This window comes from Rhizobium jaguaris (assembly GCF_003627755.1).
Taxonomy (GTDB): domain Bacteria; phylum Pseudomonadota; class Alphaproteobacteria; order Rhizobiales; family Rhizobiaceae; genus Rhizobium; species Rhizobium jaguaris.
Genome location: NZ_CP032695.1, coordinates 778,532 through 791,239, shown reverse-complemented (window position 1 = coordinate 791,239; position 12,708 = coordinate 778,532). Strand labels below are relative to the sequence as shown.

9 protein-coding genes and 3 pseudogenes are annotated in these 12,708 nt (G+C 57.6%); 6 read left to right on the top strand and 6 right to left on the bottom strand.

Annotated elements, in window-relative coordinates; genetic code table 11:
* Positions 1 to 8: 8 nt before the first annotated feature.
* The 4 genes and pseudogenes from CCGE525_RS25865 to CCGE525_RS38470 form a co-directional block, all read right to left on the bottom strand.
* Positions 9 to 922: pseudogene (locus CCGE525_RS25865) on the bottom strand (NADP-dependent oxidoreductase).
* Positions 923 to 968: 46 nt separating this feature from the next.
* On the bottom strand, positions 969 to 1,598 hold the full coding sequence (locus CCGE525_RS25860) for an FMN-dependent NADH-azoreductase (RefSeq protein WP_120707177.1): 630 nt from the start codon (positions 1,596 to 1,598) through the stop codon (positions 969 to 971).
* Between the two features lie 349 nt (positions 1,599 to 1,947).
* Positions 1,948 to 2,526 (bottom strand): cytochrome P460 family protein, encoded by a 579-nt coding sequence (locus tag CCGE525_RS25850; protein ID WP_120708627.1) that lies wholly within the window; start codon positions 2,524 to 2,526, stop codon positions 1,948 to 1,950.
* Between the two features lie 194 nt (positions 2,527 to 2,720).
* Positions 2,721 to 2,858, bottom strand: a complete 138-nt coding sequence (locus tag CCGE525_RS38470; protein ID WP_162950314.1) for a hypothetical protein — start codon at positions 2,856 to 2,858, stop codon at positions 2,721 to 2,723.
* Positions 2,859 to 3,002: 144 nt separating this feature from the next.
* Here CCGE525_RS38470 and CCGE525_RS25845 point away from each other — a divergent pair, with 144 nt between their 5' ends.
* Together CCGE525_RS25845 and CCGE525_RS25840 are read left to right on the top strand one after the other, a co-directional pair.
* On the top strand, positions 3,003 to 4,229 hold the full coding sequence (locus CCGE525_RS25845) for a sensor histidine kinase (RefSeq protein WP_120707175.1): 1,227 nt from the start codon (positions 3,003 to 3,005) through the stop codon (positions 4,227 to 4,229).
* A gap of 172 nt (positions 4,230 to 4,401) precedes the next feature.
* Entirely contained in the window at positions 4,402 to 5,895 is a 1,494-nt protein-coding gene (locus tag CCGE525_RS25840; RefSeq protein ID WP_120707174.1) for a L,D-transpeptidase family protein, read from the top strand.
* A 246-nt stretch (positions 5,896 to 6,141) separates the two neighbouring features.
* Here the strand turns inward: CCGE525_RS25840 and CCGE525_RS39140 are convergent.
* A pseudogene (locus CCGE525_RS39140) lies at positions 6,142 to 6,351 on the bottom strand (IS30 family transposase); the annotation flags it as partial.
* Positions 6,352 to 6,921: 570 nt separating this feature from the next.
* Entirely contained in the window at positions 6,922 to 9,759 is a 2,838-nt protein-coding gene (locus CCGE525_RS25830; protein ID WP_120707173.1) for a hybrid sensor histidine kinase/response regulator, read from the bottom strand.
* Positions 9,760 to 10,209: 450 nt separating this feature from the next.
* On the opposite strand from CCGE525_RS25830, the gene CCGE525_RS38460 reads away from it, so the two are divergent.
* The 4 genes and pseudogenes from CCGE525_RS38460 (at position 10,210) to CCGE525_RS39135 (ending at position 12,653) form a co-directional block, all read left to right on the top strand.
* Complete coding sequence (locus CCGE525_RS38460; RefSeq protein WP_162950313.1) at positions 10,210 to 10,503, top strand: hypothetical protein; 294 nt, start codon at positions 10,210 to 10,212, stop codon at positions 10,501 to 10,503.
* 40 nt (positions 10,504 to 10,543) lie between these two features.
* Positions 10,544 to 11,239, top strand: a complete 696-nt coding sequence (locus CCGE525_RS25820) for a response regulator transcription factor (protein ID WP_120707171.1) — start codon at positions 10,544 to 10,546, stop codon at positions 11,237 to 11,239.
* A 154-nt stretch (positions 11,240 to 11,393) separates the two neighbouring features.
* Positions 11,394 to 11,783, top strand: a pseudogene (locus CCGE525_RS39900) (GAF domain-containing protein); the annotation flags it as partial.
* 42 nt (positions 11,784 to 11,825) lie between these two features.
* Positions 11,826 to 12,653: an EAL domain-containing protein gene (locus CCGE525_RS39135; protein ID WP_245472297.1), complete on the top strand. Its 828-nt coding sequence runs from the start codon at positions 11,826 to 11,828 to the stop codon at positions 12,651 to 12,653.
* Positions 12,654 to 12,708 lie beyond the last annotated feature (55 nt).

Sequence of the window (12,708 nt, the reverse complement as noted above, 5' to 3'; positions counted from 1 at the left end):
GCGCATCCCTACGGACGAACCCGAATGATTGTCTTCCCCTTGCGTCGCTCGTCGGATTTAAGGCGGCGACGGCTTCCTCGAGGGTCGAGACGGTACGATGTTCGTCCGCAAGCGTCTGTCCCGCACCCGCTGAACGATCTCACCCAGTTGGGCGCAATGGACTCGACAACGAAGTCGATCGTCAGACCATCGCCGGGCCGCGCTCGGTCGGCCCGGCGATGGTCACCAGTGTTCCTCCGGGCCGAATCAGGCCTGCCGATCTCTTCGCAATGTCGCCGCCGAAGACGTCGAAAACCAGATCGACCGAGCCGACGTCTTTCAGGGCGTCGTTCTCGAGGTCGACGAACTCCTGAGCGCCGAAATCAAGCACCGCCTGACGGTCGGCGGCACGTCCGGTGCCGATGACGTATGCGCCGGCCTGTCGTGCGAGCTGGGTAACCATTGAACCGACCACACCGGCCGCGCCGTGCGCGATTACGCTCTGCCCCGCCCGTAGGTGGCCATGTTCGAATAGTCCCTGCCACGCGGTCAGGCCCGGCATCGGCGGGCTGGCGCCCACGGTGAAGTCGACGTCGCCCGGCAGCGGCGCGAGATTGCGTGCCTCGACCGCCACATACTCCGCCAAGCTTCCGTCGCGATACCAATCCGTGAGGCCGAATACCCGTTGTCCGACCGACAGCCCCGTCGTACCATAACCGAGGGCCGTGACCACCCCGGCCAGTTCGTGCCCAGGGATCGACGGTGCTCGGTCACGATTGAGGCGGTCAGTCCAGGTCGGCGGCCACGTCAGCTCATCCCAGGTGAATCCCGACGCATGAACCTGAACGACGACGTCGTTTATCGCTGCCTGCGGCTGGGGCCGCTCCGTCAGCTTCATGCCGGCCGTTCCCGCAGCCTGATCCGTTACTACGATTGCCTTCATGATAATTGTCTCCTCGGTTCGTTCGTCTCGGATGCGGCAACGCCCGTCATTCGGCCGGACATGGAACCTTTCCCACGACCGTCAGGTCGATCGCTGCCAGCGTTTTCTCCCTCGCTAATGCGGCTTGGTCCCGGTCGAGAAACGCGGTGGCCTGCACGGAGAAGAATTGCTGGGTTTTCAGGCCAATGCTGCCCAGTAAGGCCGCCAGATACGGCGTGAGAAAATCGGGCTGGTTGGCTCGCTCGCCGCTAAAGACGCCACCGGAAGCAATGCCAATAAAGACCGGACGATCCGGCAGCATTCCCACCTTCCCGGTCGGCGTCGACCTGAAGGTGCGACCGGCGCGCACGATTTGGTCGATCCACGCCTTGAGGACCGAGGGAACGGTCAAGTTGTGCATGGGCGTCCCGATGACGACCGCGTCGGCCGCCTCGACTTCATGAATGAGCGCTTCGGCGAGATCCAGAGCGCCTTTCAGCGGTGCCGCCAACGTGGCCGGAGACGACAGCGTGGTCGCGTAATCGGATGTGGCGTGCGGCAGGGGGGAAGCGCCAAGGTCGCGCCGGTTGATGTGAGCGCCGGGCGCGACCTCGAGGAGCTTTTTGACAATCGCCGCCGAAAGCTCGCGGCTGTGCGATTGAGGACGCGGGCTGCAATCAATATGAAGGATGTTCATGCGAACCACCTCAACGGCTTGACGAAGCCAATCGTAGCGCCAACCGGTCCTTCGCGTTTGTAGGAGCGCCGCGCGCTCCTATTCGTCGCCGCGGCGTCGAATACCGGACACTTGCGATATTCATCGATACTGATCACGGACAGTCCTTTCAAGCGAGCCGCGCCAATCTCTTTTCCCTTCTCGCCCGCAGGCGTTATCCCGATTGTTTTCATGGGAATTGTCTCCTTGATCGTGTGTTTCTTTGGTGGAAATGTCGCAGAAACGGAAATCCCGTTCGACATCTCATGTCAGCGGTCATGGGGAGCTTCCGAAAGTCGAGGGAGAACCGCCCGTCCATGCGGCGACCCGGTTATCGATTGAAAATCGGATAGCCTTGCCTGTAGATCCAGTCCGACTGTCGGGCCGGCTCGTGACAGGCCTGACAGTCCGCCGTGTAGTCGGTGGATGTGGTCTTCTTCGGATTCGTTGCGTCGAACCAGGACCAACCCCAGCCGTCGCCCCAAAGCTTGTTTCCTGGAAATCGGCCGGCGCCGTCTTTTACCATGACGAACCAGCCGGCGAGCGTGCCGGCACTGCTTACGGTTCCGGTTGTCATCTCGTTGGTCGTCGCATTGAAGACTTCCTTTACGAGAACGGCGCCGTCGGGAAAGCGACCGTCCTTTTGATATGCGGCGACGGTTCCGGGCGATGCATAGACCACGTGCAACTGTTTTGACCCTGGACCATCATCTTTCGCGACTGCCCAACTGCCCAGCACCTGATAAGCGGTCCGATAGTCGGAAGGCACCTGCAGATTTCCGTTGTCGTCGACAACGGCCGCGGCAGCACCGTCGTACTGCGAATGTGTCTTGGCTTGGCCGTAGGCAGTGACTGCGCCGATCACGGACAACCCTGCAAGGACGACACCCAAGGCACTGATGATTCTCATGGCGTTGCTTCCTGTGTTTGCGAACCGGTAGCGTTCGTTGACCATTTCAGTTGTCGCAGTGGGAGACGAAGTTTTCCAATAATTGGCTCGTATCGATTCCATAACGGTGGGGAATGCGGCAGCACCGGTCCTCGTCCATCCTTGTTACGGCGGCTTCAGCGGTATCGATTTCAGAGGGCTCCCTGGCGTGGGAATTAGCCGATCAAGACACCGGTGAAATCGATCTTCAGAGCGTCCCCCGCCGGCGAGGCGGCAAGGCCCGCGGTGCGTGCTTTCATCAAGTCCCTGATGTCCTGAACTACGCCTGCGGCGATCGTGCGCGCTAACGCCATCCCAATTACAACAAGCTATCGACTTGATGGCGAGAGGTGATTTCCCTTTGCGGGCACTGGGATCCATTCTGCTGTTCGACGCCACGCCGAACAGGAATTCGTTGTCCAAGCGGATGGCTTCGGACCACGGACCAGGAGGTTGATATGCAAAAACCAGATGGACTTGGGGCGACCACCCCATGCTCGAAAGCCGCTCCCGCCCTTGAGGTTCTTCCGCAAGACATCGTCGTACTGGCGGACGGTGCGGGCGTGGCAAGCGGAGACGGGCGCCTCTTCGCTGCCACGGTTGCTCCGACGCGCGCGTGTGGACAACAAAGACCGGCGCCTGTGCTCCGGTCTGTCGACATCCCGTTAACGGGCCCCGATGGAGAGGTTTCGGGAATCTTGTGCCGCTTCCAGCCCGCGGCCGGGATCGGCGACCTCCCGGTGCACATCGATCCCGGAACGCGCGGATCCGGCGACGAGGTTTCAAAATCTGTGGTGCATGATATGAACAATCTCCTGGCCGTGATCGATGGCGGCCTTCGCCTTCTGGAGCACCAAAACGACGCCGATGCCCGAAAGACGATCTTCACCCGCTTGCGTGGCGCGATCGAAAAAGGCGCGATTTTGACGCGGAGGCTACTGGACCATGGAAGTCCAGCCCGTCGCTGCTATGCCGGCACGACGCAAGCGCAATTGTCCATCGCCGTTGAGGCCTTGCGACCGTCGTTAAGCCGGGACACGGTGATGGAAATAGAGATCGAATCCGACCTGTGGCCGGTGAAGGCTGATCCCGATGAACTCTATTTCGCGTTGCTGAACTTGTGTCGAAACGCTGATGCAGCCACACGCAAAGGCGGCCTGATCGTCATCTCCGCCGCGAATGTTGCCGAGCGACCGGATGGGTACGGTGGAATGGTCGCGATCACGGTCGGCGACAACGGCTCAGGGATGACCGAGGAGGTGATGGGCCGGGTCTTCGAACCCTATTTCACGACGAAGGAGGTTGGCGTCGGAACCGGCCTCGGACTTGCCCAGGTTCGCGCATTTGTCGAGCGGCAAGGGGGATGGATTCAATTGCAGTCCGAGTTAGGCGTCGGAACCGCGGTCCAGTTGATTTTCCCCCGCCTACCGGACGAGGAGTCTGCTGCTCCCGTCCGGGAGCCGAATGGTGACGACAGTTTCTCGCACTCGGCGCCCTCCACTATCGCCTATACCCCGTCCTCGACGGGGGGCATTTTCCACGTCGTACCCGCAAGGGGGCAACGGCCTTGTTTGCAACAGGCCCTGCGGACTCCCGTTGATGGATCCGTCAACGCTTGCGGCGGGCTTGATCAGTCCGATGACCTGGATCGCGAGCACTTGCTCCGCCCGCCGAGCGTTGAGTAGCGCGAGTCGAATAGCGCCCCGCCCTTTTTCCGCCCAACTGATCGGGCTTGGTTGCATAAGCCTTTAGAGGAGAAGAGCACTTAGCCGAACCGCTCGGTGTGTTCGAGCACCGACGGCAACAAATGCCGTTCGCTGTATGCGAAAGTTTCGTGTTTCACCGGGGTCCTGTCATATGGCGCAGCGATTGGCCCGCACTGTCATTCCGCTCATCGCAGCTTTGGCGGCAACCCCCTATGCCGCACTTGCTGCGCCTCCGGCGGCGCGCCTAGCTCCGCAGGTGAAGTACACCAGCGATTACCGCACTCCTGTTATGCGGCAGGTCCACATTGTACCGACCATCAGCGGACCAGGCTTGTTGACTCTCTTCGGAGCCGATGGATTGCAGGCGCAAACACTACGGGAGATGGGAAACGCGTCGATCTTCGCCACGGATGACATCGCGCGAGCAATTGAGGGCTTCTACGGACAGCCAAAGGCTAAAACAATTTGGGTTGATGCAGGCGGGCCAACGTCGAAGGCAATCCAGGCACTGAGCTTTCTCAAACAAGCGGATGACTGGGGCCTCAATGCTGGCGACTACACAGTTAAGCAGACCTACGACCGATATCCCAAGGGTTCGACTGAGAGAACTCAGGCGCTTGCACAGTTCGAGGCCAGTCTGAGCACCAAGTTCCTCATGTTCCTGCAAGACAATTATCGTGGACGTATCGATCCGAACGCGCTCTCGAACTATTACGATTTCAAGCGCAAAAGTCTGGATCTAGCGGCCACCCTGAGTGAGCTTGGCTTAGCTCCAAACCTGTCGCTCGTAATCAAGCATGTGGTGCCAGACAACGCCAAATTTGCGCAGCTCGCGATCGAACTCCAATTTCTTCGCAGCTCGTCCGCTTCGAGCAATACATTGGCCGATATCAACAAGGTTGTCGTCGCGATGGAAGAACTGCGGTGGCTTCCGCGGGAGTTTCCGGATCGATACGTCTTCATCAATCAGCCTGCGTACATGGCCTATTATCAGGAAAACGGGCAACTGGCTCTTTCGATGAAGGCGGTGATTGGGCAGCAGGATCATCAAACAAACTTTTTCGATGCAACCATCAAAACGGTCGAGTTCAACCCTGATTGGGGCGTTCCGCAATCGATCATCAAGAACGAAATGCTACCCAAACTGCGGCGCGATCCCAACTACCTTGACCGGGAAGGCTATAAGGTTTCCGTTAAAGGCAAAATGATGCCGTCGGCAAAAGTCGACTGGTCGCAACCCCTGGACAACATCTCGGTGGTGCAGCCACCGGGGCCGGAGAACGCGCTTGGTCGTTTGAAGATTCTGTTTCCTAATCCGCATGCCATCTACATGCACGACACCCCGGCTAGGGGAAAATTTGCGTCACAGGATCGTATGTTTAGCCACGGATGCATCCGCCTTCAAAACCCTCAGGCGATGGCGGCAGCCGTGTTGAAAACCTCGATTGATTTCGTTGATGGTCAGATCGCAGACGGAGCAACAAAGGACATGCCCGTCCCCGAGGAGGTGCCGGTATATGTCGCTTACTTCACCGCCTGGCCGACAACTGACGGAACCGTGCACTACTACGAAGATATTTACGGTCGTGATGCCGAAACGCTAAACGCAATTGCGGCGATCACCGCGAGCCGTTCGAACACCTAACGGAAGCGAGCGCGATGTGGATTGGCGTGGCTCTTGTGAATATTGATTTTGCCGCGTGAACGGTTCTGCGTCCATGGTGCCCCTCTCTTTTACCAGCTCCGACCCAACGGCTTGCCGACCGGCGGCCGAAAAACATTTTATAATGTGTGAGTTCATGGCGAACCGCGACTAGCGGAACTGCAGAAGCTAACCCGCATGTCTCACCTGAGCGAGCAGTTTCTTGCGGAAGACTTCGGCTGGCGTTCGCTAGCCAAGACATTTGCGCGGTGTGGCGTTGAGCCGGTTGCAGATATCGATCAGATCGGCCTCTGTGATCGACAATGGATCGACCTCTCTCGTAAGCCATTTCCCTACCCGGCCGTTCTCATTCTCGACCGTGCCCTTCCACCAAGGTGATTGTGGATTACAGAACAACGTTTGCGCGCGTATATTTGCCTGAAGATAGGGCGGGTCTGTATCAACGCAATTTCGACGGGGTGCTCACAATGGCAATCGACTCGACGTGCAGATCGCGCCTACTATTGATGGCAATTCCCACGGTGGCGGTGTTCATTGCAGTCACCCTCTCCTCTTGCACTACCAATAAATATGGAACGCCCGGGCAAGGCATTCCTCTCAGCCATCACGGTCCGGGCTCAAATCGTTAGGGTGCTGGAACGACGTCGCCGTGAGCACGGCCATGCCGATGAAGCGGACCCGGTGCCCAGTTTGCCCGGCCAGCCATAACGCGGGGCTTCTGGTGTTCTGGCTTTGGGGAGAGCAAATCGGGTTTTCAATGGCTGGTCGTTGGCGCGTTTGGACACGGCTAATGGGCAAGATAATGTCTCGTCCCGCCGTACGGCGCGTCATGCTAATTGAAGGGTTGGATTGACCGGCCGCTCCAACGCATGATGCTCGTAGTTTGCAGTCGCCTTATCGGCTTGACGTCGATTTTCATGATGGATGGCACGGCAGCTTTGAACAATTGAAATCCGGAACAGGGAGTCTCACAAAATTCTTGGAGATGGCTGTCGCCGAATGTGGACTTCAATCGTCACGGCGGTCATCAGACGACCTTCGAGCATCCAGAATTTCCCGCATTTTTTCAGAAAGTTGTCGGCGCGTGTACGGTTTGCCGATAAAATGCAGATCGTCGGATTTATACTCGGCCAAGTCGGCAAAGCCCGTTGTCAGGAGGACGGGCAGGTCCGGATGGAGACGGCGGATTTCCTGTTCAAGTTGGCTACCGTTCATGGCCCCCGGCATGACAATGTCGGTGAAGACCAAGTCAAAGGGTTCCTCGATGCTGAGGATCTTGATCGCCTCATCAGCATCGCTGGCGCAGTCGACGTGGTATCCGTATGTCTTTAGGAACTGTTCCGTAAAGTCCCTGACCCTTTGATCGTCTTCTACAATCAGAACACGTTCTGAGCCCCTGGAAACGCCTGTAGACAATCGTTCGGATCCGAATTCAGGATCGTCGGCTCTCGGCAGATAGATTGATACCGTTGTGCCAACGGCCGGTCGGGAATCAATCTCCACATGACCGCCTGACTGTTTGACGAACCCGTAGACCATGCTGAGGCCAAGACCACTTCCCTTGCCGAATTCCTTGGTGGTGAAGAAAGGTTCGAAAGCCTGTTCTCGGGCCTCGGCATCCATGCCCTCGCCATCGTCGGCTATGCTGAGAACAACATATTGACCGGCGGAGACAAGATGGCGGTGCCGGCCGGATCTTTCCACTTCGATATTTTCCGTTCGCACCATCAACTGGCCACCTGACGACATGGCATCCCTGGCGTTCAGGCACAGGTTCAGAATGGAAGATTCGAGCTGCGCCGCATCGGCCTTCACGCTCCAAAGCTTCGCGCCCGGCAGAATCGTCATGTCGATCGCCCCGCCGACAGCGCGTAATAAAAGTTCCTCAATGCCTGCGATGAGATTGTTGAGATCCAAAACCTTCGGCTCCAGCGGCTGCCGACCGGCGAACGTCAGAAGCTGGCGCGTCAGGGCGGCTCCGTGCTCCGAGGCTCTCCGGTTGAGTTCCGCCGTCTTCCATAACCAATCGTCTTTGGGCAGCTCGTCGGTCAGGGTTTCCGCCGTTCCGATGATCACGGTGAGAAGATTGTTAAAATCGTGCGCGACACCGCCGGTCAATTTCCCGATGGCCTCAAGCCTCTGCGTCTGCAGGCGCTTTGCTTCGATCGCGCGACTCTCGGTAATGTCTCGGATGCCGCCAACCACCCTTGTAGCGGCACCTGAACCATTGCGAATAATGTGGCCTTGATCCAACACGTTGGCAAAACTTCCGTCGCCGCGTTGGAACCGGTACTCCATTTGCCAGCATTCCTCCGACCCGGCAATTGCGGCGCGGACATTGGCGAGCACTTCGGTCCGATCATCCGGATGAACATTGGCTTCCCATTGTGCGAACGCCTGCTCAGGCGTCGCCGGGTCATGGCCGAAAAGCGACGAGATGTTGTCGTTCCACCGCACGGTATTACTAGCCATATCCCAGTCCCAAACAGCGTCGGTCGTCACCATTGCGATGATCCTGAAACGCTCCTCGCTTTCTGCCAGTACCTCTTCGGCCTTCCTCCGCTCAGAGATGTCCCTCCCCGTCGCAACGAAATGCGTCGGCTTTCCCTGCGTGTCGAGGATGGGAGCAATACTCAGCTCAACCCAGTATTCATGTCCGTCCTTCGCATAGTTTATGAGCTCGGCACGGATCGGCTTGGCTTGCCGAAGGGATGCGTCTATTCGTTCGACGATGGACTCCTGCGTTTTGTCGCCTTGCAGAAAGCTTGGCGACCGGCCGATTGCTTCTTCGCGCGAATAGCCGGTGATCTCCACAAAAGCATCATTCACATAGAGAATGGTTTGACGATGAGGCGGCCCTGAGGATGCGTCAGTCATGATGACAAAGTCCTTGATCTTGGACACCGCCATCTCGAGCAGCTTAAGTTGCTGTTCGAACGCTCGCCGCTCCGTAACATCGTGAAAGAAAACTGTCAGGCCGGCGACCGACGGATAGGCGGCTATCGAGAACCAGGTTTCAACTCGTCCATAGAATACCTCGAAAACTCTCTTCTGCTGGCTGGCGACCGCCTTCCGGTATTCCTCGCCGATAATGCCATCTGCGGCTTCCGGGAACTCATCCCAAAGGAGCTTTCCGAGCAAAGCTTCGCGCTTTCTTTCCAGAAGCCTCTCCGCTTCGCGGTTCAGATAGGTGAAGCGCCAGTCGCAATCGACGTGAAAGAATGCGTCGGAAATGCCCTCCAGAGACTCAGCAAATTTAAACTCCAGCTTGAGTGCGGAAAGCGTCAGTCGTTTGCGCTCGTCAATATCCTGAACGGTACCCTGTACCCTGTTAATCCTGCCCTTCTCACCGCGCTGGGCCGTGCCTGTTAGCCGCACCCATTTTCGCGGCCCGTCCCGTGTCGCGACTTCGACTTCGATGTCATAGGGCCTTCCGTCGCGGGCGCAGGTTTCAAAGGCGTCCCTGATGCATTCCCTCCATTCCGGCGCGAAGAGCTGGAGCCCCTCTTCAAGCGAAATCGTCCCACGGGGATGGACGTCGTGGATCGCCCAGGCCTCGTCACACAGCGAAAGCTTGCGGCTTGGCAGGTGCGCCATCCAGCCGCCTGCATGGGATGGGCCTGGTGCGGGTCCGGTGATAGGTGCCGTGTCGTGCTGCCGGGCGCAGGCCCTAATCTGATAGATGAGAGCCGATCCCAACATGCCCGCGATAAAGAATGTCCCGCCGGACAGCGACGAGCGCCCGAAGGGGTTGTTCGTGATCACGATCGCCAGAACGATACTTCCAGCGAACGCGCAAAATTGCGAGACAATTGAAACCACCGCAATTCTCTTGCGAAAATCCACGGCACCATTCTTAGTTTGCAATGTTCATGAACTCCGGCGCGAGCGCCCTGCTAGTCCCGTGAAACCTCGATTGGCCAGCCATCCGTTTGCTCGCTCAATACGTCCGAGGTTGCGAGAATCAACAAGCATTTAGTATCGCGCCACGTTGCGGCAATCCATAAGCATTGTCGTATTAACCTTTTTTAAATTTCGCGTTGTGATCCCTTAACGCCGCGCTGATCTATTCGTTGCCTTGCAGTTCAAGTGTTTGGGAGGCCGAGCACCCCCGGGGAGGACTGCCAAAGTATGCAGTGGGTCAAGCAATCGATGTCCGCAAAGCGAAGCACATATCTGTCGAGGGTGGAGTCCAGCTACTTCAGCCGCAAATGGTATCGCCGCGAGGTGCGCCTGTTCTGCAGCCTGCTATTCACGGCGAAATGGATGCGACAGGCGCAGATCCAAAGATGTTTGATGACGGATATCAGTGAAGGTGGGGCATCGCTGCGTATCGGCAAATCGAGGGTGCCGGATCACGTCTATCTCGTTCTCGGAAGCTTTGACTATGTGATCGGCGGCGTGGTCGTCGAAAGGCAAGGAGGAACCCTCCATGTTTGCTTCGTCAAGGAATTGACACCATATTTCGTCAATCGACTGTCGCGGATTCAATCTCCCTTCGCCACTCTGGGAAGCCTGACAAGGAGATCCACATTCCCTGAAACCCCGCAATCGCAATCGCCGTTGTCGGTCGTTCCGGAAAAGGAATGAGCCGCGAGAACGGCAAGACATTCGAGCATTTGTGAATGCCATGAACATACTGGTTGTTGAAGACCAACAGGATATTATTGAAATGCTGCGACTGACGTGGTCGGATTCGCGTGACAAGTTGGAGTACATCTCGTCGGTCAGACAGGCGAGGCGCTACATCCATTCCAACGAACTTTCCGCATATGATTGCATCATCATCGACATCAATTTGCCGGACGGCAGCGGCCTGGAACTGTTGCGGGAAGGCAGGCTGCGCTCAGACATTCCGGTGATTATGATTTCGGGCGCAGGTGACGCAGATAGCCGGGCGGACGCGATCAGCGTCGGCGCAGATGACTACGTCATGAAGCCGTTCAGCGTGAAGGAATTGCGAGCGCGCGCGCACCGTCTCTATGAAACGCGTCGCAGCACCCGGTCGTCGCCACATGCCGCGTCATTTTCGGTAGGTTGCGTCGTATGCGATCTTCAGCGGCTCTTGCTCGAATGTTCCGACATGACAGTCTCCATTACCGCCCTCGAAGGGCGAATCCTTCAAGTCCTGCATAATTGCGAAGGTGCGGATTGCCCGAAATCGCTAATTGCCAGGCAGGCGTTGTTTCGCGAGTACGATCCCCGCGACAAAACGATCGATGTCTACATCAATCGCTTGCGCGGCAAGCTCGCCGAACTTGATGGCGGCAGCGCCGACGCGATCAAAACTGTGCGTGGTGTCGGGTACCGCCTGAGTGGACGCTGAGAACCAGCAGAGAAGAATGGTGTTCCACCACCTTACGGTTCATTTCAAAGGCGATTCACGGGCTCGTCCTGACGACCAATGAGGATACTTGGCCTTGGCTTACCAACTTCCCCCGAACGAACGTGCACGTCTCGACAAGCTTCATAGCCTCGCGGTGCTGACATCCGGGAGCGATCCCATCCTCGACACGATCGTGGAAATTGGCTGCATCGCCGCGAAAATGCCAATCGGGTTGATAACGCTACTGGATGCCGAGTGGCAGTGGTTCAAGGCAAATCGAGGGCTTTCAAAGAACAGGATCCCCCGTGAGCATGCATTCTGCAACTACACGATTCTGAACGACAGACCTCTCATTGTCCCCGATGCTGAAAAGGACAGCAGGTTTTCGGACAATCCCTTTGTCCGCGGGAAGGAACACATCCGGTTCTATGCCGGTGTGCCCATCGAGGTCGAGCCTGGCATCCGTATCGGGTGTCTTTGCGTTGTCGATCGCGAACCGAGAAAGCTTGGTCGCGATGCGATACAGATCTTGAGACGATTGGCCGATTGTGCCGCCGAGAGATTGCGTCAGCGGGGAAACGCGCGTTTGCTGGAGTTTTTCTCTGCTGAACGGCGCGATCAGCTGAAAGCCAGCCTCAAAATGATCGATGCCGCGAAGGTGGCGCTGGCCCAAAATGCGTTTACGCTGTTCTATCAGCCCAAGTTTGAACTTCGAACACGGACACGAGTGGGTTTTGAGGCGCTGTTGCGTTGGCGTCAAGCCGACGGCTCCGTCCTCGCACCTGCGGCCTTTGCCGAGGCTCTAGACGATCCGGAATTCTCGTGCCGCATCGGCAGCTACGTGTTGGGGACAGCCATATCACAGGCGAAAACTTGGGAGCAGGCAGGCTTCGAATTCGGACACATCGCCATCAACGTTTCGTCCAGCCAATTTGCGGATACGGAGGGAAAAATGGCTTTTGCCGATGAGGTGCTAGCGGCTACGAAAAGCGCTTCACTCGACCCTTCCAGGCTGCATATCGAGGTTACAGAAGGAGTGCTCTTATCCGGTCGCGAAAACCAGGTCGCTAGGCAATTGGCGCAGCTCAGGGCGACAGGTTTCAAAGTCGCGTTCGACGATTTCGGCACCGGTTTCGCATCGCTGGTTCACCTGAAAGAGCTGCCGTACGATCAGATCAAGGTCGACGGCTCTTTCGTGCGTGCGATGGTCAACTCCGAGGAAGACATGGCCATTGTCAAGGCAATCGTTGGACTGGCGCAGAATCTCGGAAAGGAAGTTGTCGCCGAAGGCATCGAGACGGAAGCGGAGCTTAGCGCGCTGATAGAGATGGGCTGTGGCTATGGTCAGGGGTATCTCTTCGGCCGGCCGGCTGCGGCGAGCGACGTGACGAAAGTTGAGGGCAATGCCACTTAAGCGATATGGCAACGGCGACAGGAATGCCCGGTCCCGCAGTTCAAACAGGCAGACT